Annotated in this window: 24 protein-coding genes; 11 read left to right on the top strand and 13 right to left on the bottom strand. The window is 76.3% G+C overall.

Annotated features, from left to right (window positions below):
- Nucleotides 1-49 precede the first annotated feature (49 nt).
- The gene (locus tag MODMU_RS09970; RefSeq protein WP_014740102.1) at nt 50-574 is read left to right on the top strand and encodes a hypothetical protein; all 525 of its coding nucleotides are present in this window, start codon (nt 50-52) and stop codon (nt 572-574) included.
- A 211-nt stretch (nt 575-785) separates the two neighbouring features.
- Nucleotides 786-1,184 (top strand): STAS domain-containing protein, encoded by a 399-nt coding sequence (locus tag MODMU_RS09965; protein ID WP_014740101.1) that lies wholly within the window; start codon nt 786-788, stop codon nt 1,182-1,184.
- A 60-nt stretch (nt 1,185-1,244) separates the two neighbouring features.
- On the opposite strand, the gene MODMU_RS09960 is transcribed toward MODMU_RS09965, so the two are convergent.
- The gene (locus tag MODMU_RS09960) at nt 1,245-2,252 is read right to left on the bottom strand and encodes a DNA topoisomerase IB (protein WP_041795154.1); all 1,008 of its coding nucleotides are present in this window, start codon (nt 2,250-2,252) and stop codon (nt 1,245-1,247) included.
- A gap of 251 nt (nt 2,253-2,503) precedes the next feature.
- Here MODMU_RS09960 and MODMU_RS09955 point away from each other — a divergent pair, with 251 nt between their 5' ends.
- Both MODMU_RS09955 and MODMU_RS09950 read left to right on the top strand, forming a co-directional pair.
- Complete coding sequence (locus MODMU_RS09955) at nt 2,504-3,004, top strand: ATP-binding protein (RefSeq protein WP_014740099.1); 501 nt, start codon at nt 2,504-2,506, stop codon at nt 3,002-3,004.
- A complete protein-coding gene (locus MODMU_RS09950; protein WP_014740098.1) occupies nt 3,001-3,936 on the top strand; it encodes an RNA polymerase sigma factor SigF in 936 nt (311 codons plus the stop codon). Before MODMU_RS09955 ends, MODMU_RS09950 begins: the two co-directional genes overlap by 4 nt.
- 50 nt (nt 3,937-3,986) lie before the next feature.
- On the opposite strand, the gene MODMU_RS09945 is transcribed toward MODMU_RS09950, so the two are convergent.
- Both MODMU_RS09945 and MODMU_RS09940 read right to left on the bottom strand, forming a co-directional pair.
- Entirely contained in the window at nt 3,987-5,222 is a 1,236-nt protein-coding gene (locus tag MODMU_RS09945) for an SPFH domain-containing protein (RefSeq protein ID WP_014740097.1), read from the bottom strand.
- A gap of 97 nt (nt 5,223-5,319) precedes the next feature.
- Entirely contained in the window at nt 5,320-5,751 is a 432-nt protein-coding gene (locus tag MODMU_RS09940; protein ID WP_014740096.1) for an NfeD family protein, read from the bottom strand.
- Nucleotides 5,752-5,830: 79 nt separating this feature from the next.
- On the opposite strand from MODMU_RS09940, the gene MODMU_RS09935 reads away from it, so the two are divergent.
- Complete coding sequence (locus tag MODMU_RS09935; RefSeq protein ID WP_014740095.1) at nt 5,831-6,568, top strand: hypothetical protein; 738 nt, start codon at nt 5,831-5,833, stop codon at nt 6,566-6,568.
- On the opposite strand, the gene MODMU_RS26925 is transcribed toward MODMU_RS09935, so the two are convergent.
- The 4 genes from MODMU_RS26925 to fabG all read right to left on the bottom strand — a co-directional run bounded on the left by MODMU_RS26925 (nt 6,565) and on the right by fabG (nt 9,852).
- Nucleotides 6,565-7,038, bottom strand: coding sequence for a VOC family protein (locus MODMU_RS26925; RefSeq protein WP_014740094.1), 474 nt, complete (start codon nt 7,036-7,038; stop codon nt 6,565-6,567). The two genes, MODMU_RS09935 and MODMU_RS26925, sit on opposite strands and share 4 nt — an antisense overlap.
- Nucleotides 7,039-7,206: 168 nt before the next feature.
- Nucleotides 7,207-8,370, bottom strand: a complete 1,164-nt coding sequence (locus MODMU_RS09925) for a ferrochelatase (protein ID WP_014740093.1) — start codon at nt 8,368-8,370, stop codon at nt 7,207-7,209.
- Between the two features lie 7 nt (nt 8,371-8,377).
- Nucleotides 8,378-9,145: an enoyl-ACP reductase FabI gene (gene fabI / locus MODMU_RS09920; protein ID WP_014740092.1), complete on the bottom strand. Its 768-nt coding sequence runs from the start codon at nt 9,143-9,145 to the stop codon at nt 8,378-8,380.
- Nucleotides 9,146-9,147: 2 nt separating this feature from the next.
- Nucleotides 9,148-9,852 (bottom strand): beta-ketoacyl-ACP reductase, encoded by a 705-nt coding sequence (fabG, locus tag MODMU_RS09915; RefSeq protein WP_014740091.1) that lies wholly within the window; start codon nt 9,850-9,852, stop codon nt 9,148-9,150.
- Between the two features lie 151 nt (nt 9,853-10,003).
- Here fabG and MODMU_RS09910 point away from each other — a divergent pair, with 151 nt between their 5' ends.
- From MODMU_RS09910 to MODMU_RS09890, 5 genes are all read left to right on the top strand, one after another.
- Nucleotides 10,004-10,744 carry a hypothetical protein gene (locus MODMU_RS09910; RefSeq protein ID WP_014740090.1) on the top strand — a complete coding sequence of 247 codons (741 nt, stop codon included), beginning with the start codon at nt 10,004-10,006 and terminating at the stop codon, nt 10,742-10,744.
- 157 nt (nt 10,745-10,901) lie between these two features.
- The gene (locus tag MODMU_RS27615; protein WP_231851868.1) at nt 10,902-11,414 is read left to right on the top strand and encodes an ATP-binding protein; all 513 of its coding nucleotides are present in this window, start codon (nt 10,902-10,904) and stop codon (nt 11,412-11,414) included.
- 37 nt (nt 11,415-11,451) lie between these two features.
- Nucleotides 11,452-11,892, top strand: a complete 441-nt coding sequence (locus MODMU_RS09900) for a fluoride efflux transporter FluC (protein WP_014740088.1) — start codon at nt 11,452-11,454, stop codon at nt 11,890-11,892.
- Nucleotides 11,889-12,257, top strand: coding sequence for a fluoride efflux transporter FluC (locus MODMU_RS09895; protein WP_014740087.1), 369 nt, complete (start codon nt 11,889-11,891; stop codon nt 12,255-12,257). The genes MODMU_RS09900 and MODMU_RS09895 overlap by 4 nt, the downstream gene beginning before the upstream one ends.
- Before the next feature lie 73 nt (nt 12,258-12,330).
- Nucleotides 12,331-13,332 carry an SDR family oxidoreductase gene (locus tag MODMU_RS09890; RefSeq protein ID WP_014740086.1) on the top strand — a complete coding sequence of 334 codons (1,002 nt, stop codon included), beginning with the start codon at nt 12,331-12,333 and terminating at the stop codon, nt 13,330-13,332.
- A 5-nt stretch (nt 13,333-13,337) separates the two neighbouring features.
- Here MODMU_RS09890 and MODMU_RS09885 read toward each other — a convergent pair whose 3' ends face one another.
- Entirely contained in the window at nt 13,338-13,661 is a 324-nt protein-coding gene (locus tag MODMU_RS09885) for a hypothetical protein (RefSeq protein ID WP_014740085.1), read from the bottom strand.
- A gap of 779 nt (nt 13,662-14,440) precedes the next feature.
- Between MODMU_RS09885 and MODMU_RS09875 the strand changes: the two genes are divergently transcribed.
- On the top strand, nt 14,441-17,698 hold the full coding sequence (locus MODMU_RS09875) for an ATP-binding protein (RefSeq protein ID WP_014740084.1): 3,258 nt from the start codon (nt 14,441-14,443) through the stop codon (nt 17,696-17,698).
- Between the two features lies 1 nt (nt 17,699).
- On the opposite strand, the gene MODMU_RS09870 is transcribed toward MODMU_RS09875, so the two are convergent.
- The 5 genes from MODMU_RS09870 to MODMU_RS09850 all read right to left on the bottom strand — a co-directional run bounded on the left by MODMU_RS09870 (nt 17,700) and on the right by MODMU_RS09850 (nt 25,488).
- Complete coding sequence (locus MODMU_RS09870; RefSeq protein ID WP_014740083.1) at nt 17,700-19,046, bottom strand: sensor histidine kinase; 1,347 nt, start codon at nt 19,044-19,046, stop codon at nt 17,700-17,702.
- Nucleotides 19,043-20,695 (bottom strand): FAD-dependent oxidoreductase, encoded by a 1,653-nt coding sequence (locus MODMU_RS09865; protein WP_041795150.1) that lies wholly within the window; start codon nt 20,693-20,695, stop codon nt 19,043-19,045. Before MODMU_RS09865 ends, MODMU_RS09870 begins: the two co-directional genes overlap by 4 nt.
- On the bottom strand, nt 20,664-23,363 hold the full coding sequence (locus tag MODMU_RS26920; protein ID WP_014740081.1) for an ATP-binding protein: 2,700 nt from the start codon (nt 23,361-23,363) through the stop codon (nt 20,664-20,666). Before MODMU_RS26920 ends, MODMU_RS09865 begins: the two co-directional genes overlap by 32 nt.
- Before the next feature lie 75 nt (nt 23,364-23,438).
- Nucleotides 23,439-24,182 (bottom strand): DUF5995 family protein, encoded by a 744-nt coding sequence (locus MODMU_RS09855; RefSeq protein ID WP_014740080.1) that lies wholly within the window; start codon nt 24,180-24,182, stop codon nt 23,439-23,441.
- 73 nt (nt 24,183-24,255) lie between these two features.
- A complete protein-coding gene (locus MODMU_RS09850) occupies nt 24,256-25,488 on the bottom strand; it encodes a PucR family transcriptional regulator (protein WP_041796385.1) in 1,233 nt (410 codons plus the stop codon).
- Nucleotides 25,489-25,521: the final 33 nt, after the last annotated feature.

Here is a 25,521-nt window from a genome sequence, read left to right as displayed (position 1 = left end):
CGGACGGCGAGCGTGCGCGCACCGCGGCACGCAGAACGGAGGCACCACCATGACCGAGTCCGACCAGGCCGCCCGCGACTCCGCGCTGAACGACGCGGAGTTCCCCGACGACGAGCGCGGCCTCACCGGGACGACGGACGCCGACACCTCCGGCACCGACCCGGAGGGCCAGACCGCCCGGGACGTCTCCTACGAGGACGACGGCGTCCCGGACATCGCCGACGACGACCACCCGACCGAGGCCGGCGCCGAGGACCCCGAGTTCGCCCCGGTGCCCGGCGAGCGGGCCGGCGCCACCGCCGACTTCGGCACGACGGCGTTCGAGCAGGCCGAGGGCGAGTCGCTGTCGGGCCGGCTGGACCGCGAGGTGCCCGACACCGGGGTGGACACCGCCGACGACGTCCGCGCGGCGGAGAGCCACGAGCGCACCGTCCCGCAGCTGAGCCAGGACGGCGTCTCCGAGCAGGCCGACTCCTTCACCGACAGCGTCACCGACGACGTCACCGCCGCCGCCGACGACCCCACCGGCGGCGAGGGCCCCGAGGAGCGGGCCGTGCACCTCACCGACGGCTGACCCGGGCCGGGCACCGGAGTGGTGCCCCCCGTACGGCGCGACTAGGTTGAGCGCCACGGTTGAGCAGCCAGCCGTGGTCTGCCCAGGTGCTGGGCAGGCGTCCGGAACACCCCGCGTGTCCCGGGCCGCATCGGACCGGCTGGTGTACCGCAGTACATTGGCCGGGCGAAGCGTGCCCGTCGGGCATCGCCGCTGAGAGGAGCTGCAGTCCGTGACCTCATCCGACTCGCCCGCCGAGGGCTCGCGCGACGTGTCGGCCCCGGCTGACTCGAACGAAGCGCCCTTCGACGACGTCATCACGCTGTCGACGTCCACCGACGACGACGGCACGGTGACCGTGACGGTCGTCGGCGAGGTCGACACCTTCACCGCCCCGGTCCTGCGGGCGTCCCTGGACACCCAGCTCGAGCAGCAGCCGACCGCGCTGGTCATCGACCTGTGCGGCGTGCAGTTCCTCGGTTCGGCCGGCCTGGCCGTCCTGGTGGAGACCCAGAAGTCGGCGCGCTCCCGCGACGTCGGGCTGCGGCTGGTGGCCAACACCCGCGCCGTGACCCGCCCGCTGGAGGTCACCGGCCTCATCGACCTCTTCACGATCGCCGAGAAGGCGTAGCAGCACCGCTCCACGACCGACGACGGGCGCCCCTCCTCCGGGAGGGGCGCCCGTCGTCGTTCAGGCGCTGAGCAGGCTGCAGACGCCGGCCTCGAGAGTGCGCTGCGCCGTCCGGTCGTCCGGCGCCTGCGAGGCCTCGGCCAGCGCGTCGGCGATCGTCTCGCCGTGCTCGTAGCGGTCGACCACCCGCGGGTCGACGTAGCTGGCCTTGCAGACCGCCGGGGTGTTGCCCAGCTGCTCGGAGACCTTCACGTAGGCCTGCCGGACCACCTTGCCGCGCGCCGTCCGGCTCCGCGGCGGCGGCTCCTCGGCCAGCGTGGCGGCCATCATCACCGTCGCCGTCCAGGTGCGGAAGTCCTTGGCGGTGATCTCCGCGCCGCTGATCTCCTTGAGGTAGGCGTTGATCTCGTCGCTGGTGACGTCGTGCCAGCTGCCGTCCTCGAGCCGGTAGCCGAGCAGCTCCTCACCCTCGTCCGCCGGGCGCTTGAGCAGCTCACGGACGACCACTGCCGTCGGCTTGTCGATCAGCTCGAGCTCCCGCTCGATGCCGCCCTTGGCGGTGTAGTGGAAGAAGACCCGCTCGCCGCGCACCTCGACGTGGTCCCGGCGCAGCGTGGCCAGCCCGAAGGTGCCGTTGTCCTCGGCGTACTGCTCGCTGCCGACCCGGAACGCGCCCAGGTCCAGCAGCCGCACGCCGCAGGCGAGCACCCGGTTGCGGTTGAGCCCCCGGCTGTTCAGCGCGTCGAGCACGGCGTCGCGGACGTCGGGCAGCTGGTGGCTGATCTCCAGCACCCGCTCGTGCTTGGCGGCGTCGCGCTTGACCCGCCACTCGTCGTGGTAGCGGTACTGCCGCCGGCCGGCCGCGTCGGTGCCGACCGCCTGGATGTGCCCGTTGGGCCAGGGGCAGATCCACACGTCCTTCCAGGCCGGCGGGATGGCCAGGCTCTTGAGCCGGTCCAGCCGGTCGTCCTTGATCAGCACGCCGTCGGAGTCGAAGTAGGCGAACCCCCGCCCGGCCCGGCGTCGGGTCCAGCCGCGGGCGTGCACGTCACTACGGCGCAGTCTCACGCCGTTGGGATGGGCACGACCGGGTCGGCTCAAACCCGTCAGGGTGACCCGTCATCCGCAGGAGGAGGGACCCGCAGCGGTGCGGGGGCGGGGATCCCGGCCGGGCGGACTACCGTCAGGGGTCCCGGGCACCACCCGGTCCCTCCGCACGACCGGGCGCTCACGCGCCGGACGGACGTGCGGTGGGTGCGCTGAGATGGACAGCCACGCTCCCGCACGGGACGTGCGGACGACGAAGGAGCGGACGACGCATGGTCGACACGACGGACGCCGAGGCCCCCGCCGGCGAACGGCGCGCCGAGCGCCTGGAACTGAAGGTCCCGACCTCGCCGACGCAGCTCCCTGCGGTGCGGGCGATGGCCGGTGACCTCGCGATGCGGATGGACTTCGACCTCGACGCGGTCGAGGACCTCCGGCTGGCCGTCGACGAGGCCTGCGCCACGCTGGCCTCCGTCGCGCTGGACGGCTCCCCGCTGACCGTGGTGTTCGAGGCCAGCCGCGAGGGGCTGCGCATCGACGCGTGGGTGCCCACCTCGGCCGGCGTCGACGTGCCGCGCGACGGCTTCGGCTGGGCCGTGCTGCAGACGCTGGTGGACAGCGTCGAGGCCGGCCCGAGCGACCAGGCCACGGTCGCGGCGGGGAACGGCTCGGACACCCCGGTCGCCGGCATCGCCCTGGTCAAGAAGCTCCGCCGGTACAGCTCGGCCGACCTGCTCACCGAGCCCGGCGCAGACGTCTCGGTCGCCCGGTGACCCCGTCGGCTGCCACGGACTCGCCGGCCGCCGACGACGCCGCCGTGCACGCGTCCGGCAACCCCGTCCCGCGGTTCCCCGCCGACGAGCCCACCGCCCCCCTGACGGCGGTCACCGCCGACGACGCGGTGGCGCCGGAGAAGGTGGCGGACACCCCCGTCCCGGTCTCGGAGAACCGCAGCCGGGCCGAGCGGACCGCGCCGCTGTTCCTCGAGCTGTCCACCCTGGAGAAGGGCGACCCGCGCCGGGAGCGGCTGCGGGAGATCCTGGTCGAGGAGCACCTGCCGCTGGTCCGGCACTTCGCCCGCCGGTTCAGCAACCGTGGCGAGCCCTTCGACGACCTGCTGCAGGTCGGCACGCTCGGGCTGATCGCGGCGATCGACCGCTTCGACCCGACCCGCGGGGTGGAGTTCCTCTCCTTCGCCGTCCCCACGATCACCGGGGAGATCAAGCGGCACTTCCGCGACCAGGGCTGGTCGGTCCGGGTGCCGCGGCGGCTGCAGGAGCTGCACCTCTCGCTGAACGCGGCGGTCAGCGAGCTGTCCCAGAAGAACGGGCACGCCCCGACCCCGTCGGAGCTCGCCGAGCACCTGGGCATCCCGCGGGCGGAGGTCCTGGAGGGGCTGGCGGTGGCCAACGCCTACCGCAGCAGCTCGCTGGACGAGCGGCTGTCCGGCGAGGAGGACTCCCCCACCCTGGCCGCGACGCTGGGCGAGGAGGACGCCGCGCTCGAGGGCGTGGAGTACCGCGAGTCGCTGCAGCCGCTGCTGGCCACCATCCCGGCCCGGGAGCGCCGCATCCTCATCCTGCGGTTCTTCGGCAACATGACCCAGTCGCAGATCGCCGCGGACATCGGCATCTCGCAGATGCACGTCTCCCGGCTGCTCAGCCAGACCCTCGCGAAGCTCCGCGAAGGGCTGCTGAAGGACTAGGCGTCGAACGCCAGTGGCCCAGGACCGGCTCGGTCCTGGGCCACTGGCGTTCACTGCTGGTCGGGCTCCTGCGGGGCGCCGATCTGCGGCGGGGTGCTGCGGACCTCCTCGGTCGCCTGCGACAGCGACGGGCGGGGCGGGGCGGCGCTGGGCAGGCTCGGCTCCACGCCGATGCTGGACAGCGAGATCTTCGCCTCGGGCTGTTCGGCCGCCGGCGGCAGGTTCGAGTCGAACCAGCTGCTGGTGTCCAGCGACTGTGCCGGTGCCGCCGCGGCAGCCGCGGGCGCGCCGTTGCCGGCGGTCCCGTTCCCGCCGGCGGGCGCGTCGACGTCCAGCCAGGACCGCTGCTCGCCGTCCGAGCCGCCCAGCCGGGACAGCCCCTCCAGCGCCTTGCTGAACTCGCTGGGGACGATCCACATCTTGTTGGCGTCGCCCTGCGCGATCTTCGGCAGCGTCTGCAGGTACTGGTAGGCCAGCAGGCCCTGGTCGGGCTTGCCGTCGTGGATGGCCTGGAACACCGTCTCGATCGACTTGGCCTGGCCCTGCGCCTGCAGGAACAGCGCCGCCCGCTCACCCTCGGCGCGCAGGATCCGGCTCTGCCGCTCGGCCTCGGCCTCCAGGATCGCCGCCTGCTTCTTGCCCTCGGCCGACAGGATTGCGGAGGCCTTCTGCCCCTCGGCGGTGGTGATCGCCGACTGCCGCTGACCCTCGGCGGTGAGGATGACCGCGCGCTTGTCGCGGTCGGCGCGCATCTGCTTCTCCATCGAGTCCTGGATGGAGGGCGGCGGGTCGATCGCCTTGATCTCCACCCGGGCCACCCGCAGCCCCCACGGGCCGGTGGTGCCGTCGAGCACCTCGCGCAGCTGGGAGTTGATGCCGTCCCGGCCGGTCAGCGCGCCCTCGAGGTTCAGCCCGCCGACGACGTTGCGCAGCGTCGTGGTGGTCAGCTGCTCCATGCCGGTGATGTAGTTGGCGATCCCATAGACGGCCAGCCGCGGGTCGGTGACCTGGAAGTACACGACCGTGTCGATGCCCACCTGCAGGTTGTCGGCGGTGATCACCGGCTGCGGCGGGAACGAGATCACCTGCTCGCGCAGGTCGATGGTGGCGCGGACCCGGTCCACGAACGGGACGAGCAGGGCCAGGCCGGGTGAGAGCGTGCGGCTGTACCGGCCGAGCCGCTCGACGACCTTCGCCTGGGCCTGCGGGACGATCGTCACGCTCTTGGCGAGGACGACGACCACGAACAACGCGATCACGATGAGCGCGATCAGTGCGGGTTCCACGGTGCTCCGTTCCTGGGAGGTGGTGCGTGCAACGATCCTGCACCGTCCGAGACGTCGGGGGCGCCGGTTCGGTTCCCCGGCTCACCCCGACGCGTGGTCAGCAGTGGCCGACGTAGGCGATCGGCCCCTCGATCTGCACGATCCGCACCTCGTCACCGACCTCGAAGACCTCGTCGTCCAGCTGGGTCCGCGCCGTCCACACGTCGTGCCCCATCCGGATGAGCCCGGACTCGTTGTCCACCCGCTGGCTCACCACCGCCGTCCGGCCGACGTACACGGCGACGCCGTCGATCTGCTCGGGGGTGCGGTCGACCAGGTGCCGCTTGGCGACCGGCCGGACGACGACCAGCAGCGCCGCCGAGACGACGACGAACGCCAGCAGCTGGATCGGGACGCTGTCGGTCAGGAACGCCGCGCTCATGCCGCCCAGCGCACCCCCGGCGAACATCAGCAGCACCAGGTCCAGGCTGGCCATCTCGCCGGCGGCGAACAGGCCTGCGGCGATCAACCAGAGCAACCAGGCAGCCACGCTTCGCAGTCTGGCACGCGCCGGCCGACCGGCGGTGCCCTCGCGGGCGAGTGGCGCGGGGGTCGTAGCCTCGGCAGTCGTGCACGACATCGCCGCCGGCCGGGTCGCCGTCTGGGCCACCGCCTGGCTCTCCGGCCGGGCCTCCTACGACGCCGCCCTCGACGCCCTGCTGGGCGACACCGCCCACCGGGTGGTCGGGCTCCCCGGCACCGACGAGGCCGTCCCGCTCGGCTGGGCGCTGAGCGCGCTGCGCGGCCTCGGCGAGCGGCGGCTGCGGCTGGTGCTGCCGGTGCCCGGGGACACCCGCGGCATCCCGGCCCTCCCGGCGCTGGTGGCGGCGGCGCTCGAGTCCGGCCAGGCCGCGGTCGGTGAGCGGGTCGCGCTGGTGCCCGAGGACCTCGGCCCGGAGGCCGTCTCCTGGACGGCGGTCGACCTGGCGGCCGCCCCGCCGGTCCCGCCCGCGGTCGAGGGCAACCTGCGGGCGGTCTCCGGGGAGCTCGACCTCGCCGTCGGCGACGCGGCCCGCACCCTGGTGGCGCTGGACCTGGCCCGGTGGAACCCCGAGGTGCCCGCGCTGCTGGCCGGGCTGGCCCGGACCGTCCGCGCGCCGGGGCTGCCCGCCGACCACGAGCCGCTGGCGCTGTCGGTGCTGGGCCGGGCGCAGCGGCTGTCCCAGGTCCTCGACCTGGCGATGGCCGATGCCCCCGGCGCGGCCGTCACCCACGCCCAGGCGGCGGCCCGCGACGACGCGCTGCGCCCGCTCGCCGACGCCGTCCGGCACGCCACGGTCGCCGCCTACAACTGGGTCCCGCGCTAGGTCCGACCGCTCCTGGCGACCGCCTGGTCGGGCGAGTCCAGCCCGAACGCGGCGGCGGCCGCCGGTGACATCACGAAGAGCTCGAGCGGGAACCGGTCCGGACCCCGCACGTTCAGGTGCCAGCCCGAGTCGGTCGGCACCACCCCGGAGTTCGGGACGTCGTGGGCGTCCAGGCGGTCGGCCCAGGCCTGCAGCGCCCCGGTGTCCAGCACGGCCAGCGCCAGGTGGTCCAGGCCGGTGTGCCGCTCGTCGAACACCCCACGGGCCGCACCGCCGTGGTCGGTCAGCCCGAAGCCCAGCCGCGCCTCGCGGTGGACGACGAAGCACAGCCCCGGCATCCGGGTGGTGACCTCGAACCCCATCACCCGGGTCCAGAAGTCCACCGCCGCGTCCAGGTCGGCGACGCTGAGGCCGACGTGGCTGATCCCCGCCACGGGCGGGAGGTCAGGGCTGCTGGTGGGCTCGCTCATGGCCGCTCCTCGGGCACGGGCGAGCCGGGGTGGTCCGCCCCGGTCCGGCGATCCTCCTCGTCGCCGTCCTGGCGCACCAGCCCCCGGAGCTGCGTCGATCATCGGCGAACGGTCGGGCCCGACGGCGTGCCGGGCGACCGTTCGCCGATGGTCAACCGGCTGGAGGGGTCAGGGCCGCGCGGGGCGCTGGACGAAGCAGCAGCTCGCCGGGCAGTTGGTGCCCAGGCGCGGCTCGCCGCCGGCCCGCCGCTCCTCCAGCAGCTCGCGCAGCGTGGTGACGAACGCCGGGTGGGTGCCGGCCGTCCCGGCGCGGACGAAGGCCAGCCCGAGCTCGCCGGCGGTCTCCTCGGCCTCGTTGTCCAGGTCCCAGATGACCTCGAGGTGGTCGCTGATGAACCCGACCGGGAAGACGACGACCGCCTTCTCCCCCGCCTCGGCCAGCGCCCGGAGGTGGTCGTTGACGTCGGGCTCCAGCCACGGCACCGACGGCGGCCCGCTGCGGCTCTGCCAGACCAGGTCGAAGGGACGCCCCGGCGCGGCGGCGTCCACGGCGAGCTGCGCGGCGCGCATGAGCTCGGCCTCGTAGGCACCGCCCTGCGGCCCGGCGACGGCGGCCATCGCGTCCGGGATGCTGTGCGCGGTGGCGACCAGCCGCGCGGTGTCCCGCAGGTCGGCGGGCAGCGCGGCGATCGCGGTGGCCAGCGCCTCGGCGTTGGCCTGCACGAACCCGGGGGCGTCGAAGTAGTGCGGCAGCTTCTCCGCGGTGGGTCCGGCCGGCGCCGCGGGGTCCAGCTCCAGCGCGATGCGCGCCCGGGCGACGTCCTCGTGGTACTGCCGGCAGCCGGAGAACGAGGCGTACGCCGAGGTCGCGAGCACGTAGGCGTGCTCGACGCCGTCCTCGGCCATCTGCCGCCAGGCGTCCTCGACGTAGGGCGCCCAGTTGCGGTTGCCCCAGTACACCGGCATGGCGGTGCCGGCCGCGGCGAGCTCGGCCTCGAGGGCGGCGACCAGCGCCTTGTTCTGGTCGTTGATCGGGCTCACCCCACCGAAGTGGTGGTAGTGCTCGGCGACGGCCTCGAGCCGCTCCCGCGGGATGCCGCGGCCGCGGGTGACGTTCTCCAGGAACGGCATCACGTCGTCGTGGCCCTCGGGGCCGCCGAAGCCGAGCACCAGCAGCGCCTCCCGGCGGCCGGCCGGCGCCGGCGCCGCCGACGGCTCGACGCCGCCGTTGTTGCGGACGGCGAGCGAGGGGTCCTGGTCCGGCTGCTGGTCGGGAGGGGTGAGGGAGGCGCCCGCGGGCAGCAGGTGCCGGGGGCGCGCGAGGTCGGTCACCAGACCGTCATACCCCCACGGCGTGGAAGCCGCCGTCGACGTGCACGATCTCACCGGTCGTGGCGGGGAACCAGTCCGACAGCAGGGCGGCGACGGCCTTGCCGGCGGGCTCGGTGTCGGTGACCGACCAGCCCAGCGGGGCACGCCCCTCCCAGGCCTCCTCGAACTGGGAGCTGCCCGGGATCGACTTCATCGCCATGGTGCGCAGCGGGCCGGCGGCGACGAGGTTGACCCGCACGCCCTCCGGGCCGAGCTCGCGGGCCAGGTAGCGGGAGGTCGACTCCAGCGCCGCCTTGGCCGCGCCCATCCAGCCGTAGACCGGCCAGGCCACGGTGGCGTCGAAGGTGAGGCCGACCACCGAGGCGGTGTCGCCGAACAGCGGCCGGCAGGCCTGGGTGAGCGAGGCCAGCGACCAGGTGGACACCTGGAACGCGGTGGCCGCGTGCTCCCAGGCGACCTCGGTGAACCCGTCGCCCATCGCCTCCTGCGGGGCGAAGCCGATCGAGTGGACGACGCCGTCGAGACCGTCGACGTGCTCGCGCAGCCGGTCGGCCAGCGTCGACAGGTGCTCGGTGTTCGTCACGTCCAGCTCGACCACCGCCGCCTCCTGCGGCAGCCGCTTGGCGATCCGCTGGCACAGCGACAGGGCGCGGCCGAAGTTGGACAGCACGACGGTGGCGCCCTGCTCCTGCGCGATCCGCGCCACCGAGAACGCGATCGACTGCTCGGTCAGCACGCCCGCGACCAGGATCTTCTTGCCCTCGAGAATGCCCATCGTCAGTGCCCCATCCCCAGTCCGCCGTCGACCGGGACGACCGCCCCGGTGATGTACCCCGCCTGCTCGCCCGCCAGGAAACGGACGACGCCGGCGATCTCGTCTGCCTCGGCGAGGCGGCCCAGCGGCACCTGCGCGAGGATCTCCTGCTGCCGCTTCTCCGGCAGCTCCGCGGTCATGTCCGTGGACACGAACCCGGGCGCCACCACGTTGGCGGTGATGCCGCGGCTGCCCAGCTCCCGGGCGATCGAGCGGGCGAGCCCGACCAGCCCGGACTTGCTCGCCGCGTAGTTGACCTGGCCGGCCGAGCCCAGCAGCCCGACCACCGAGCTGATGAAGACCATCCGGCCGGACCGGGCGCGGACCATCTTCGGTGCCGCCCGCTTGGCGACCCGGTAGGCGGCGGTGAGGTTGGCGTCGATGACGTCGGTGAACGCGTCCTCGCCCATCCGCAGCAGCAGCCCGTCGCGGGTGATGCCGGCGTTGCTCACCAGCACCTCGACCGGGCCCTGGTGCTCCTCGACCTCGGTGAACGCCCGGTCGACGGCGGCGGCGTCGGTGACGTCGCACTCCACCCCGAACAGCCCCTCCGGGGCACCGCTGCCGCGGTGGGTCACCGCGACCGAGTCGCCGGCCTCCGCGAAGGAGCGGGCGATCGCCAGCCCGATCCCGCGGTTCCCGCCGGTCACCAGCACCGACCTGCCCACCGTGCCCACCCCATCGCCGCCGGCCTGTCCCGTCCGGGTGAACCTATCCGGTGGGCGCAGGTCACACCCGGGCGAGCCCGGCCCTCCGGCCCTTCTCCTGCTGCCCGCGGCTGGATACCGTCGGCGCTCCGAGGGGCGGGGAGGCCGGTGCGTGGACGCTCTGCTGCCCTTCTTCAGCGGCCGCCGGGCCGTGGTGGCCTGGCTGGTGGCCGCGTACCTGGTCACCTTCCTGGTGACCCGGTTCGTCACCCGGGCGATCCGGGCCGGCCGGGGGCCGTTCCACGACGCCAGCGTCGGCGGCGTGCACCTGCACCACGAGGTCTACGGGATATTCCTGCTGCTCGGGACGGGCACCGCCGAGTTCACCTACCGCCCCGCCGGGACGGGGCTGTACGTGCTCGCCGCGCTGTTCGGGGTCGGCGCCGCGCTGACCCTCGACGAGTTCGCGCTGTGGCTGCACCTGGACGACGTCTACTGGTCCACCGAGGGGCGCAGCTCCGTCGACGCCGTGCTGCTGGCGCTGGTGGTCGGCACGCTGCTGCTGCTGGGGGCCAACCCCTTCGACACCGACCGGGCAGGCGGTGAGGTCGCGGTGGCCGTCACCGTCCTGGTCGACGTGGCCCTCGCGCTGGTCAGCATCCTCAAGGGCCGGGTCGTGGCCGGGGTGGTGGGGGTGTTCGTGCCGGTGGTGGCGCTGGTCACCGCGCTGCGGCTGGCCCGGCCGACCTCGCCCTGGGCCCGCCGCCGGTACCCGGCCGGGTCCGAGCGGGCGCGCCGGTCCCGGGAGCGCTTCCCGGCCGGGCGCCGCACCCGGTGGGACGCACTGGTCGACCTCTTCGCCCCGGGCACCGACCCGGCGACCCCGCGCGGCACCGCGCGGGCCGCCGGCTGAGGGCGCCGGTAGCCTCCTGGACCGCACGCGGCCGGGTCGGGCGCAGCCGATCACGTCCGGGCCTCCACCCGCCGATGGAGACAGCGGGGCCGAGCGCCGGGCGGTGGGCACGACCCCTCGCCGAGCGCCGCCAGGACGGGGAGGGCAGTTGACCGACGTGATGTGGGGGAACCGACCCCCGCCCGCACTCGAGGGCGGGGCGTCCCTCGTCGGCCGGTGGACCCCGGGGTCCGCGGCCGAGCTGACCCGGTCCCGGCGCTCGCTGGCCACCGCGCTGGCCACCGAGCAGGCGGCCGGGACCGTCGCCGGAGGTGCGGTCGAGCGGCTGCTGCTGGTGTTCGAGGAGGTCGGCTCCAACGCGCTGCGGCACGGTGGCGGGCCGGTGGAGATCACGCTGACCCGGACCCCGACGCACTGGCTGCTGGAGGTGAGCGACGCCGCCCCCGACGTCGGGCCCGCCCCCGCCGTCGACCGGGACGCCGCGCTCGGGGGGCTCGGGCTGTACGTGGTGGCCCGGGTCTGCGGCGCGCACGGCTGGTTCAGCGACGGCGTCCGCAAGACCGTCTGGGCGCGGGTCGACCACACCCGCGCCGAGGCGCCGGCGGAGGTGGTCGACGCGCTGCCCAAGCCGCGGCTGGCGGCGACCAGGCGGCACCAGCCCTGCCGGTGACCGGCCGCCTCCACCTCCGGAGGAGAGACTGGGCGCGATGACCGACGAACCGGACCTGCGGCCGGCCCCGGCGGTGCGTCCGGCGCACTCCCGGCCGCTGCTGGTCCTGGCGGTCGCGGCAGGTGGCCTCCTGGGCACGCCGGTGCGGTACGCCGTCGGCCGGTGGCTGCCCACCCCGGCGGAGGGCTGGCCGACCGCGACCTTCCTGGTCAACGTCGCCGGCGCCTTCCTGCTCGGGCTGCTGCTGGAGGCCCTGGCCCGCCGGGGGCCCGACGTCGGCAGGCGGCGCGCGCTGCGGCTGTTCGCCGGCACCGGCTTCTGCGGTGCCCTGACCACCTACAGCACCCTGGCGGTCGAGGTCGACCTGCTGGCCGACGCCGACCGGTGGACGACGGCGCTCGGGTACGGGGTGGCCAGCGTGGTCGCCGGCCTGGCTGCCGCCGCGGCCGGCATCGCCGTCGCCGGGCGCACCCGGTGACCGCCCTGTGGGTGGCGTTGGCCGGCAGCGCCGGGGCGCTGGCCCGGTTCGGCCTGGACGGCGCCGTCCGGCACCGCTGGCCGACGACCTTCCCCTGGGCCACCCTGCTGGTCAACGGAACCGGGTCGCTGCTGCTCGGCGTCGTCGTCGGCCTGGTGCTCTTCCGCGGGGAGCCCGACGCGCTGCGCACCGTGGTCGGGACCGGCTTCTGCGGCGGCTACACCACCTTCAGCACCACCTCGGTCGAGACGGTCCGGCTGCTGCAGGCCGGCCGGCGCCGGCAGGCGGCCGGCAACGCCGTCGGCACCCTGCTGCTGACCGTGCTCGCCGGGGGCGCCGGGCTGGCGATCGCCCGGCTCGGCTGACCACCTGCTGCTGCGCCGGACGGGCAACACCCGCATGCTCGGGGCACCCCGCCCGACCCTGCTGAGGAGACCCATGCCCAAGACCGTCGTCGTCACCGGTGCCAGCGGGGGGATCGGCCGCGCCACCGCCGTCGCGTTCGCCCGCCGCGGCGACCGGGTGGCCCTGCTCGCCCGGGGCGAGCAGGGGCTGGCCGCCGCCGCGGAGGAGGTCCGCGCCGCGGGCGGCACCCCGCTGGTGGTGCCGGTGGACGTCGCCGACGCCGAGGCCGTGGACGCGGCGGCCGACCGGGTGGAGCGCGAGCTCGGCGAGATCGACGTCTGGGTCAACGTCGCCTTCACCGCGGTCTTCGCCCCGTTCCCCGAGATCACCCCGGCGGAGTACCGGCGGGTGACCGAGGTGACCTACCTGGGCTTCGTGCACGGCACCATGGCGGCGCTGGCCCGGATGCGGCCGCGGAACCGGGGCGTGGTCGTGCAGACCGGCTCGGCGCTGGGGCGGCGCGGCATCCCGCTGCAGAGCGCCTACTGCGGCGCCAAGCACGCGGTGAAGGGCTTCACCGAGGCGGTGCACACCGAGCTGCGCGCGGAGCGGAGCGGCGTCCGGATCACCCGGGTCGACCTGCCCGGGGTGAACACCCCGCAGTTCGACTGGGTGCTCAACAAGATGCCGAAGCGGCCGCAGCCGGTCGCGCCGATCTACGCCCCGGAGCTGATGGGCGCCTGCCTGGTGCACGCCAGCGAGCACCCGCGGCGGGCCTGGTGGATCGGGCTGCCGACCGTCTACACCGTGCTGGGCAGCGAGGTGTGGCCGCAGTTCATGGACTGGTACCTGGCCCGCACCGGCATCGACGGCCAGCTCACCGCGGCCGACGCCACCGCCGACGACCCGGTGAACCTGTGGGAGCCCGCGGACGGCCCCGACGGGCGGGACTTCGGCGCCGAGGGGCGGTTCGGTGACCAGCAGTGGACCTGGGACGCGCAGATCTGGGCCGGCCGGCACCACGGCGCGCTGGCCGCCCTCGGTGCCGGCGTGCTGGCCGGGTCGACCGCGCTGGTCCGGCGGCGCCGCCGCTGAGCCGGTCAGTCCGGCGGCGTCCGGCAGGTGGTCACCGCGAAGGTCTCCAGCTGCGTCCGGACGTCGTCGGCGGGGGTGAGCACGAGCGGCCGGGGCGCGGCGTCCCCCAGCGCGAGGACCAGCCCGATCAGCCCGGTCCGGTAGCTCTCGCCCAGCGCGTGGACGTCGCAGCGGGCCGGCACCATGTCGACCTGCAGCACCACGGGCTGCTCGACCAGGGTGGGCAGCGGGCCCACCGCGGTGATGTCGTAGACGGTGTTCGACCCGGTGCCGGTCACCCGGACCGGGTCGGACCCGGTGAGCCGGCGCAGCTCGATCGACACCCGCATGGCCGGCCCCCGACCGGTCGCGACCGGGCTCCGCCGCGACCACGGTGATGCCGGCCTGGTCGCGCAGCGCCTGCTCCGCGCAGTCCGCCTCGTGCAGCCGCTGCACCAGGCCGTCGTCGGCCAGCGGCACCTCCACCGTCCGCTGGGCCCCGGTCGCGTCGCGCAGCCGCAGCGCGGCGACCGGGGCGCCCGCCGGCACGGTGCAGTCGGCCGGGCCCATGGTCACCGGGAGGTCCAGCCCGGGTGCCGGGACGAGCACGGTGCCGGCGACGTCCGCGGGCCCGGTGGTGAGCCCCGGCGCGCGCAGCTCCAGGCCCTCGACGACCAGCCCGGCCTCCGCCGCGACCAGCCGGACCTCCAGCCGGCGGCGCTCGACGTCCCGGCGGAACTGCAGCAGCCGACCGGTCACCTCCGCCTGCGGCTCCGCCGCGACCGCGGCCGGCTCGGGCGCTGTCGGGGCGGCGGGCGCGGCCGGGCCGCAGGACACCGTCGGGAGGCAGCCGAGCACGAGGCAGGTCAGCACGCCGGCCACCCGCGACCGGGACCTGCGGACCGGCCCGGCGGGCATCGGGGCTCCCCTCGTCCTGGCGCTCCAGCGTGCGGGGCGGCAGCCGGGCGCACAAGGGGCGACCGGGTGCTCGGAACCGCCGAGAACGGCGGCCGCCCGGCCTAGGCTGCCGGGGAGGAACGCGACAGCGAGGCGGACCGACGATGAGCCAGCGACCCCGGTGCAGCGACCGGCCCGGCGGAGCCGTGGGACGGCGCCCGGGCGGGCGGCCGTGACCGACCTCGCGCTCTCCGCCGAGGTCCGGCTGGAGCGCCTGCTGGACCGGCTGCTGCGCTCGGCGGAGACCCTGCTGGCGGCCGGCGAGCTGGAGCTGGCCCGCTCCACCGCGGAGGAGGTCCGCGCCGTCGACCCGGACAACCCGCGCGCCGCGGCGGTGCTGCGCCGGGTGTCGGTGCGCCAGCTCGGCCCCTCCGGCGAGCGGGTGCTGATGACCCTGCTCTTCTCCGACCTGGTCGGCTCCACGATGCTGTCCGAGCAGGTGGAGCCCGAGCAGCTCCGCGACCTGTTCGCCTTCTACCGGGCGGCGGCCCGGGCGGCCGTCGACCGGTACAGCGGTTACGTCATGCAGTACACCGGCGACGGCATCCTGGCCGGGTTCGGGCACCCCACCACCCACGAGGACGACGCCCGCCGGGCGGTGCTCGCCGCGCTGGACCTCGTGGTGACGATGCGCGACGCCCGGCCCGAGCTGGACCGCCGCTTCGGGGTGGCCCCCGAGCTGCGGGTGGGCATCCACACCGGCCGGCTGGTGGTCACCGACCTGAGCGGGGACGACGGCGTCGCCGAGCGCGACTCGATCGTCGGGCTGGTGCCCAACCTGGCCGCCCGGGTCCAGCAGGCGGCCGACCCGGGCATGGTGGTGATCAGCGACGTCACCCAGCAGCTGGTCGACGCCGACTTCGTCATGCGCTCCCTGGGCGAGCGGCACCTGAAGGGGATCAGCCGGCCGGTGGAGGTCTTCGCCGTGGAGCGGCCCCGGTACGCCGCGGCCCGGTTCGAGGCCGAGCGCTACCGGCAGGCCGGCCTCGTCGGGCGGGACGGGCCGCGGGACCGGCTGCTCGCGGCGTGGGACGGGGTCCGGGAGACGACCGGCCCGGCCGCCACCGGCACCTTCCTCCTGGTCGGCGAGGCCGGCATCGGCAAGTCCCGGCTGGTGGCCGAGGTCCTCGACCGGGTGGAGGCCAGCGGCGGCCGGGTGCTCGGCGCGGCCTGCCTGCCCTACCACGCCAACGTCTCGCTCTGGCCGGTCACGCAGCTGCTCGAGCGCGAGGTCGGCCCGGTGGCCGACGACGCCGGGCGGCTGCCTGCCCTCGTGGCCCACCTCGACCAGCTGGGCGTGGACCCGGCCCGCGCGGTGCCCTTCCTCGGCCCCCTGCTCGGGATCCCGCCGACACCCGAGCACCCCGCACCCGCGCTGGACCCCACCGCGCTGCTCGACGAGACCCTGGACCGGCTCGTCGAGTGGGTCAGCGCCCGGACCGCCCGGCCGCCGTACCTGGTCGCCGTCGAGGACCTGCACTGGGCCGACCCCTCCACCCTGGAGCTGCTGGGCCGGCTGGTCGCCCGGCGGCTGCCCGGCGTGCTGCTGGTGACCACCGGCCGCGAGGACGCGGTGGTGCCCTGGCGGGACGCCGTGGAGGTGCTGCAGCTGCGCCGGCTGGACGAGGCCGCCGCGACCCGGCTGGTGGAGAACCTCACGGCCGGGCGGGGCCTGAGCGCGGACCAGCGGGCCTCGATCATCGCGCATGCCGAGGGCATCCCGCTCTTCGTCGAGGAGCTGACCCGGTCCAGCCTCGACGAGCACCGCACCGACCCGATGCCGCTGCGCCTGCAGGAGCTGTTCACCTGGCGGCTCAAGGCGCCGGGCATCGACCTCCGGGTGGTCCAGGTGGCCGCCACGGTGGGGCCGACCTTCGACGCGGCGACGGTCGCGGCGGTGGTCGAGGACCGCGACGTCGTCGCCGAGCAGCTCGGGCTGCTGGCCGAGCAGGGGATCGTCGAGCCGGCCGGCCCGGCGGTGGCCAGCTACCGCTTCCGGCACGCCCTGATGCGCGACGCCGCCTACGAGACCCAGGTGCTCGACGTGCGCCGGCAGACGCACGCCCGGGTCGCCGACGCCCTGTCCGCGGCCGGCGCCGAGCCGGCCCTGGTCGCCCAGCACCTGGACCTCGCCGGGGAGGCCGAGCGCGCCGCGGCGCTCTACCTCGTCGCCGGCCAGGCGCAGCATGCCCGCGGCGCCCACACCGAGGCCACGAAGTTGCTCTCCCGTGCCGTGGACCTGCTCGCGGACCTGCCCGCCTCGGAGAACCGCGATCTCAGCGAGCTCTCCGCCCGGCTGCTGCGGGGGCTCAGCGTCAGCTCCATGCACGGCTACGCCGCCCCGATGGTGCAGTCCGACCACCGGCGCGCCGAGGAGCTCGCCGCCCGGCTCGGCCGGCCCGAGGTGCTGCCGGCGCTCATCGCGCTGTGGGGCTACCGGCTCACCAGCGGCGACCTGTTCACGGCCCGGGGCGTGATCGAGCGGCTCAGCGCCATGGTGCAGGAGGCGCCGTTCTCCGGGTTCAGGCCGGAGGTGGCGTCCTGCGCCGGCTTCCTCGACCTGCACCAGGGCCGGCTGCTGTCCGCGCCGGCGCACCTGCACGCCGCGCTGGCCGGGTTCGCCGCCCGCCCACCGGACCTGACGGTCTCCCCGGTCTGGCCGCTGCCCAACGACCCGGTGGCGGGCTCGGCCATCGCGCTGGCGTGCGTCAGCGCCGCCCGGGGGGAGCTGGGTGAGGCGGCCCGCTGGGAGGCCGAGGCTCTCCGCCGGGCCCGGGCGCTCGCGCCGCCGCTCGGGCCCTCCAGCCTCGCGTTCGTCCAGGTGTACGCCGCCTGGATCCGGCGGTTCCTCGGCGACGACGACGGCGCGCGGCGGCTCGGCGCCGAGGTCGTCGCCCTCGGCCGGGAGCACGGCTCGACCTACTGGACGACGCTCGGGATGGTCTACCAGGGCGCGCCCGAGCCCGGCGGCGTCCCGGACCGCGCCTTCGTCGAGCAGGTCGTCGGCACGCTGCGGCTGATGGGGCAGGAGGCCTTCACCGCCTCGCACCTGATCTACCTGGCCCGGCTGGACGAGGCGGCCGGGGAGGTCGGGCGGGCCGCGCAGCACATCGCCGACGGGATCGCCGCGGTCCGCTCGGCCGGCGAGTTCCTGCACCTGCCCGGGCTGCTCCGGCTCAGGGCCGGGTACGCGCTGGCGCTGGGGGAACCGCCCGGGCAGCCGGTGGCCGACCTGCGCGAGGCGGTGCGGCTGGCGGTCGAGCAGGGCTCCCGGGTGACCCGGCTGCGGGCCGCCGTGGAGCTCGCCCGGGTCCCCGGTGCGGACCGCCCGGCCGACTGGCGCACGGTGCTGGCCGAGGCGCGGGCGGACCTGCCCTCCGCCTTCACCTCCGCCGAGACCGCCGAGGCCGACGCGCTGCTGGGGACCTGACTCAGCGCCGCCGGGGCAGCACCACCCGGGCCGTCGTGACGCCGTCGGCGGAGGTCAGGGTGAGCCGGCCGTGGTGCTTCTGCGCCACCACCGACAGCGAGGTCGCCAGCCCCAGCCCGGTGCCCTCGCCGACCGGCTTGGTGGTGAAGAACGGGTCGAAGACCCGGGCCAGCACCTCCGGCGGCACGGTCGGCCCGGTGTCGGCCACCTCGACCACCACCACGTCCTCCTCCCCGCGGGTGCGCACGGTGACCGTGCCGCCGGGCTCCACCGCGGCCAGCGCGTTGTCCAGCAGGTTCGTCCACACCAGCGCCAGGTCGGCGGCCCAGCCCTGGACCACCTGCGGGGCCGGGTCGAGGTCGCGGACCAGCCGCACCCCGGCGGGCACCTTGTGCCGGAGCAGCACCAGCGCCTGCTCCAGGCTGGCGTGCACGTCGACGTCGGTCATCGACTCGTCGGCGGAGTAGGCCAGCGGCCGCACCCCCGACACGATCCGGGACAGCTGGTCGGCGCCGGCGGAGACTTCGTCGAGGAGCGCGGCGACCTCCGCGGCGCGGGCGGTGCCGTGCACGGCCGGTCCCCGCTCCGCCGGGGGCAGCGCGTCCAGCGCCGTCCGGAGCGCGGCCGGGTCGATGCCCAGCCGCACCAGCCGCCCGGCGGCGTCCCAGCCGCGGTCCACCCCGGCGGCGGAGAGGACGCCGGCGAGCGCCTGCTCGGCGTCCGCGCGCAGCAGCGGGTCCTCCGGCGCCGGCACCCCGCCGACCAGCCGCCCCAGCGGGCCCCCGGCACCTCCGGTCTCCGCCAGCAGCGACCGCAGCCGGGAGGCACCGCGCTGCACCGCGCTCGCCGGGTTGTTCAGCTCGTGCAGCAGGCCGGCCGACAGCGCGCCGAGCGCGGCCATCCGCTCGTGCTGGCGCACCAGCCCCTCCTCCACGTCCAGCCGGCGGGTGGCGGCCAGCAGCAGCGCCCGGGCCGACTGCGGGTGGGTGAGCAGCCGGTCCAGCGCCTCGGCGCCGATCCGCTGGACCCGGGCGCGGGTGCGGGCGCGGGCGGTCGCGGACCGGGGTCGGCGGTGCGCGATGCCCAGCTCGCCGAGCAGGTCGCCGGCGGCGCACACGTTGAGCAGCACCCGCGCGCCCCCGACGTCCCGGCTCACCTCCAGCTCGCCGTCCAGGACGACGTACATCGCCTCCGGCGGGTCGCCCTCGGCCATCAGCACCTCCCCGGACGCCAGCTCCACGGTGCTGCTGGCCCCGACCAGGGCGTGCAGGTCGGCCTCGGGCAGCTCGGCGAACAGCCGGGAGCCCCGCAGCGCCGCGGTGACGTCGCGGTCCGGGGCCAGCGTCACCGGGTGCTCAACCGCTGGTGGGCGAAGCGGACCGCCATCGCCCCCTCCCCCACCGCCGAGGCGATCCGGGTGCCGGACCCGTGCCGGACGTCGCCGGCGGCGAAGACCCCGGGCACGGAGGTCTCCAGCGGCAGCGGCGGGACCTCCAGCGGCCAGTCCGGCGGCTTGGTGCCGGCGCCGGTCCACAGGTCGGTGCCGGTGAGCAGGAACCCGCGCTCGTCGCGCCGGACGACGCCGTCGAGCCAGCTGGTCCGCGGCGCCTGGCCGATGAAGACGAACAACGCGTCCGCCGGCGTCTCCCGCTCCTCGGTGCCGGAGCGGAGCCGCAGGCCCTCCAGCCGCCGGGTGCCGAGCGCGCCGGCCACCTCCGTCCGGTACTCGACGGTGATCTTCTCCGACGCGGCCAGCCGGTCGACCAGGTAGCGGGACATGGTGCTCTCCAGGTCCGCGCCGCGGATGAGCACGGTCACCGAGGCGGCGAACTGGGAGAGGAACAGCGCGGCCTGCCCGGCCGAGTTGCCGCCGCCCACCACGAACACCCGGTCGCCCTGGTGGTCCACGCCCTCGGCCCGGCCCGCGCCGTAGTAGACGCCGACCCCGGTGAGGCCGGCGGCCCCGGGGACGTCGAGCGTGCGGTAGTTGACGCCGGTGGCGACCAGCAGGGTCGAGGCGCTGACCTCGCTGCCGTCCTGCAGCGCGACCACCGTGTACGGGTCGGCCCGGCGCACCCCGACCACCTCCGCGGGCACCAGCAGCTCCGCGCCGAAGCGGATGGCCTGCTCGCGGGCCCGCATCGTCAGGTCCGCGCCGGACAGCCCCACCGGGAAGCCCAGGTAGTTCTCGATCCGGCTGGAGGTGCCGGCCTGCCCGCCGGGAGCGCTGCACTCCACCACCAGCGTCGACAGGCCCTCCGAGGCGCCGTAGACGGCGGCGGCCAGCCCGGCCGGCCCGGCGCCCACCACGACCAGGTCGTAGCCGGGCCGCTCGGCGCGGGCCCGCAGCCCGATCCGGGCCCCCACCTGCTGCAGGTCGGGCTGCACGAGCACCTCGCCGTCGTCGAGCACCAGTACCGGCAGCGCGCCGGCGTCGAGCTGGGCCACGTCGAGCAGCTCCCGGGCCTGGGCGTCGGTCTCCACGTCCAGCCAGTGGTAGGGCACCAGGTTCCGGGCCAGGAACTCGCGGACGGCGTGGCTGGCCTGCGACCACCGGTCGCCGATCACCCGCAGGTTCGCCACCGGGGGCGGCGGTCGCCAGGTCTGCAGCAGGTCGTCCAGCACCGGGTACAGCCGGTCCTCCGGGGGGTCCCACGGCTTGAGCAGGTAGTGCTGGACGTCGGCGTCGTTGATCGCCCGGATCGCGGCGTCGGTGTCGGCGTAGGCGGTGAGCAGCACCCGGCGGGCGTCCGGGTGCAGCTTGCGCGCGGCCGCGAGCAGCTCCACCCCGCTCATCCCGGGCATCCGCTGGTCGACCAGGAGCAGCGCCACCGGGTCCTCGCGCAGCCGCAGCCGGCGCAGCAGGTCCAGGCCCTGCTCCCCGGAGGACGCCGTGTAGACCTGGTAGCGCTCCGCGTAGCGGGCCCGCAGGTCCCGCTCCACGGCGGTCAGGACCGGTCCGTCGTCATCGACGGCGATCAGCGCCGGCTTGGTCATGGTGCCTCCTCCACGATCGGTGGGACTGCCGGGCGACGGGACGGCCGTCGACCGGGGACGGGGAACGGGCAGCCAGCTCCTCGGCGGCACCCAGCGCGGCCAGGCCGGCGTCCAGCGCGGCCCAGGGGCCGGCGGCCGCGCCGGCGGCCCGCTCCCGCGGCTCGTCGTCGGCGTCCAGGGCGGCGTGCACGGCGGCGGTCAGCCGGTCCAGCGCGGGGCGGAGCAGCGGATCGCCGACCAGGCCCAGGGCGGCCCGGGCGGCGTCCGCGGCCCCGGCCAGCCGGGCGGCCGCCCGGGGCACCCCCCGGGCCAGCACCAGGGCGGCGAGACCGTCCAGGCAGGTGACGACCCCCACGGCGTCACGCTGCTGCTGGTGCAGCTCCGCCGCCTCGGTGCACCGGTCGCGGGCGGTCACCAGGTCGCCGGCGAGCACCGCGTCGACCGCGAGCCGGTCGAGCACGGCGGCGACCAGCAGCGGGTCACCGGCGCGGCGGGCCGCCTCCAGCGCCTCCCGGTGGGTCCGGGCCGCGGCGGGGTCACCGGCGGCGGCCGCGGCGTCGGCTGCCGACCCCAAGGCGTAGGCCTGCGACCAGGCGTCGCCGGTGCGCCCGAGCGCCGCCACGGCCTCGGCGAGCAGGCCGGGCAGCGCGGGGTCGCCCGGTGCCCGGGTGCCGGCCAGGGCGACCAGGCCGTGCCCGAGCAGCCACGGGTCGGCCCGCTCCCGGGCCCCGGCGACGACGGCGGCCAGCAGCGGGGCCGCCCCGGCGGCCCGGCCGCGCAGCACCCGGGTCTGCCCGCAGGCCCAGGCCAGCCGCGCCCCGGCGTCCGGGTCGAGGGCCGCGACCGACGGCAGCCCGGCCGTCTCCTCGGCGATCTCCGCCAGCGGCACGACCAGGCCGCGCGACCACCACCAGCGGGCCAGCGGTGCGGCGGTCGCGACCACCAGGTCGGCGCGATCGTGCCGGACCGCCCAGCGCAGGGAGGTGAGCAGGTCGGCGGTCTCGGCCTCCAGCCGGGCCTGCCAGCGGGCGCGCTCGGGACCCAGCAGCCCGACGCCCGCCGCGGGCGCCACCGCGGCGAGGTGCTCGGCGAGCCGCTGCCGCGTCCGGGCCTCCTCGCCGCGCTCCCGCAGCTGCTCCTCGGCGAAGGCCCGCACCAGCGCCGGCGGGCGGAACCGCGGCTCGCCCTCGCCGGTGTCGGCGGCGGTCAGCATGCTGTGCGCGACCAGCGCCGACAGGCCCTCCAGCACGTCGAGGTCGCCGTCGACCGCGCCGATGTGCTCGGCGGTGTCCAGCGTGCAGCCGCCGGTGCACAGCGAGAGCCGGGCCAGCAGCGCCCGGTCGGCGTCGCCGAGCAGGTCGTGGCTCCAGGCGATCGTCGTCCGGAGGGTGCGCTGCCGGTCCGGGGCGTCGACGTCCGGGTCGCGCAGCTCCAGCGCCTGGTCCAGCGCGGCGGTCAGCCGGCGCACCAGCAGCGCGGGCGGCAGCGTCCGCACCCGGGCGGCGGCCAGCTCCACGGCGAGCGGCAGCCCCTCCAGCCGGCGGACGACCTCGGCCACCGCCGCGGCGTTCGCCGCCGTCACCGCGAACGCGGGGTCGGCGCGCTGGGCGCGGGCGGTGAACAGCTGCACGGCGGGCACCGCCGCCAGCACCTCCGGCCGGGTCTCCCCCGCAGCCGGGACGGCGAGCGGGCCGAGCGGCACGTCGTGCTCGCCGCGCAGCCCCAGCAGGCTGCGGCTGGTCACCAGCAGCTGGGTGCCGCCGCACCGGCTCAGCAGGTGCCAGAGGTCCGGGGCGGCGGCGAGCACCTGCTCGGCGTTGTCGACGACCAGCAGCGCCCGCCGGGCGGCCAGCCGCTCGACCACGAGCTCCAGCACCGGCCCCTCGGCCGGGACGCCGATCGCCGCCGCGACCAGGCTCGGGACGGCGGCCGGGTCCCGCGCCGCGGCCAGGTCCACCCACCAGACGTCGTCCCGCTCGCCGACCAGCTCCTCGGCCGCGGCCAGCGCCAGCCGCGTCTTGCCGGTGCCGCCGGGGCCGGTGAGCGTCACCAGCCGCACGGCCGGGTCGCGCAGCAGCCCGAGCACCACCGCCCGTTCGTCGGTGCGGTCGACCAGGGGGGCCACCGGGGTGGGCAGCCGGCCGGGTGCCGGCGCCGGCGGGGCGCGCCCGGCGCTGAACCGCTCCGACAGCAGGACGGCCAGGTCGTCGGAGACGAGCTCGCGCAGCTGCGCCGGGTCGTCGTAGGCGGTGGTGGACACCCCGCCCTCGGCCTGCACCCGGTCGATGAGCGCGCCGAGCCGGGGGTCGCGGGCCGGCGCGGACCGCCGCACATAGACCAGCCGGGGCATGCCGGCGGAGAGCTCGTACTCGTCCTCGAGGCCGGAGACCGCCATGCCGGGCGCCACCCACCCGTAGGACTCCCCGTAGACGCCCACGAAGACGTCGCTCTGCGCCAGGTAGGCGCGGTACAGCGCCCGCGGTGGGTGCGCGCGGGCGCCGAGCTCGAACAGCACGGGGATCAGCCGCAACCCGGTGACGGCGTCACGGACCGCCTGCCGCTCCTCGGCCAGCTCGACCAGGGTGGAGGAGATGAAGACCCGCAGCCGCTGGTCGGGCGTGGGGATCGACCGCGCGCCGTCGACAGCGCCGGGCGGCGGTCGCTCCACCGGCCCACCTCCCGGGGGAGCAGCGGCGTGGTCGCCGCCGAGCATGGCGCACCAGGGGGCAGCCGCGCCAGGGGCTCAGCCGGTGGGGAGCTGGACGCCGAAGCCGCGCACGGCCAGGCGGAGCAGCACCGGGCCGGGGCGGAGCAGGTCGGCGACCCGGGCGTCGCTGAGCCGGCTCAGCTCGCCCAGCCGGCGCCGGTACTCCCAGTCCCCGGCCAGCCGCGCCTGGTGCAGCACGGTGGTGTTGGCCCACACCTTCCGCCGGGACTCCCGCAGGAAGGTCCGGGTGGCGAGGTGGTTCACCGGCGTGAGCAGGCGGTCCAGCAGGGTGCGCGGGTCACCGGCCCGCTGCAGCTCGACGTCCTCGGTGGCCACGCGGGAGGCGAGGACGGCGTCGATCCGCTCGTGGTCGCGCCGGCGGCGGTCCAGCGCGCCGGGGTCGGCGAACTCCTCGGTGGGGATGACCCGGACCAGCGACTGCGGCAGGTCGAAGTTGATGTGCGCGTTGACCCCGAGCAGCACGTGCGCCTCGGGCCGCAGCGCGGGCGAGGCGCCGAACGCCCGCCGCCACGGGGCCGGGGCGGTGGCCGGGTCCCGGTGGTGGGCCTCCAGCGCGTCGAGGTAGAGGCCGGCGAAGTCCACGTCCCAGGTCTCCACCCAGGCCGGGTCCTCGAACAGCCCGTCGCCCAGCGCCGTGGCGACCGCCCGGGTGATCCGCAGGTAGGTGCCGAGGAAGAACCGGCCCGGGTCGCCGTCGGCCTCCAGCGGGGTGAGCAGCGCGACCATGCGCGCGATGAGGTCGTCCACGGTCTCGCCCACGCAGGCCCCCTCCGACCGGTGCTGGGGGGAAGAGTCCCGCGGCGGCCACGTCGCCGTCCAGCGCCGACCTTGTTCAGCCGGCCCTCCCGCGCCAGCGCAGCACCTCCAGGGCGGCGGCGACGGCCAGCACGTCGTCGGCCAGCGGCCGCGGGAGCAGCTCGTCGGCCCGGGCCAGCCGGCGGAGCACGGTGTTGCGGTGGGTGTAGAGCCGCTGCGCCGTCCGGGTGGCGTTGCCCAGCTCGCGCACGTAGGTCAGCACCATCAGCTGCGTCTCGGGGTCGGCGCCCAGCAGGCCGCCGAGGGTGTCGGCGAGGAACTCGTCGGCCCGGGTGGGCTGGCTGGTCAGCAGCGCGACGAGCTGCACGTCCTCGTGCCGGGCGACCTGCTGCGGCGAGGTGAGCCGGGCGAGCATCTGCTGGGTGGTCGCGGCGTCCAGGTGGCTGCGCCGGAAGCCGTCGACGTCGGTGCCCGGCCGGCCGATGGCCACCCGGACGTCGGGGGCGGTGGACAGCCCCGCGGCCACCGCGTCGACCTCGGGCGCCCGGCCGACCGGCAGCCACACCCACAGCGCGGTCGCGCCGGCCACCACGGTCAGCCGCCGCGCGGCGCCGCTGGCCCGCATGGTCGCCTCCGCGGCGGCCTCCAGCTGCTCGGACACCCCGGGCCCCGACCCGCCCCACACGATCACCGCGGTGTGCGGCCCGGTGAGCCCGTAGCCGAGCTGGGCCTCGGCCCGGGCCCGGCCCAGCGGCGCCCCCTCCAGCAGCAGCGAGACCGCGGCCCGCCGTTCCGCGTGCGCTCCGCGGGTCAGCTCGGCCCGCTCGGCGGACATCCGCGCCGAGACCGCGGCGACCGTGTCGTCGATGAAGGTGGTGATCGACAGCGCCGAGACGTCCAGCAGCTCGCGCAGCTCACCGGGGTCCTCGGTCAGCCGGAAGCAGATCTCCATCCACCGCCGCCAGGCCACCCCCTGCGCCGTGCGGTAGGCGTCCAGGCCGCTGTGGTCCAGCCCGCGCCGCACCAGGTCGCGGGAGGCCTCCAGCACCTCCGGCCCGAGGTCCACCGGCACCCGCTCACCGGGTCGCTGCACGTTGGCCGCCGCCCAGTGCAGCAGGTTGGCCAGGTTCGCCCGCCGGGTCGCCTCGGCCAGCACCGGGTCCTCGGCGACCGGGCGCATCCCTGCACCGCTCAGCGACGCCCGGTGCAGCTCGGCCACCCAGTCCGCCCGCGGGTCCAGGGCGATCTCGGCCCCGCGCCGGAACAGCTCGCGCACGGTCGCCGAGGGACTGGGCCAGTCGCGCGTCACCGGGTCATCGTGCACCACGACGGCCCCACCGAG

Source organism: Modestobacter italicus (assembly GCF_000306785.1).
Classification (GTDB): Bacteria; Actinomycetota; Actinomycetes; order Mycobacteriales; family Geodermatophilaceae; genus Modestobacter; species Modestobacter italicus.
This window is presented reverse-complemented; position numbering and strand designations above follow the sequence as displayed.

Excerpts from the sequence above, each read along its gene's own strand:
- MODMU_RS09970 (WP_014740102.1), top strand. The coding sequence starts at position 50 with ATGACCGAGTCCGACCAGGCCGCCCGCGACTCCGCGCTGAACGACGCG.
- MODMU_RS09955 (WP_014740099.1), top strand. The coding sequence starts at position 2,504 with ATGGTCGACACGACGGACGCCGAGGCCCCCGCCGGCGAACGGCGCGCC.
- MODMU_RS26925 (WP_014740094.1), bottom strand. The coding sequence starts at position 7,038 with ATGAGCGAGCCCACCAGCAGCCCTGACCTCCCGCCCGTGGCGGGGATC.
- fabI (WP_014740092.1), bottom strand. The coding sequence starts at position 9,145 with ATGGGCATTCTCGAGGGCAAGAAGATCCTGGTCGCGGGCGTGCTGACC.
- MODMU_RS09900 (WP_014740088.1), top strand. The coding sequence starts at position 11,452 with ATGACCGACGAACCGGACCTGCGGCCGGCCCCGGCGGTGCGTCCGGCG.
- MODMU_RS09890 (WP_014740086.1), top strand. The coding sequence starts at position 12,331 with ATGCCCAAGACCGTCGTCGTCACCGGTGCCAGCGGGGGGATCGGCCGC.
- MODMU_RS09885 (WP_014740085.1), bottom strand. The coding sequence starts at position 13,661 with ATGCGGGTGTCGATCGAGCTGCGCCGGCTCACCGGGTCCGACCCGGTC.
- MODMU_RS09865 (WP_041795150.1), bottom strand. The coding sequence starts at position 20,695 with ATGACCAAGCCGGCGCTGATCGCCGTCGATGACGACGGACCGGTCCTG.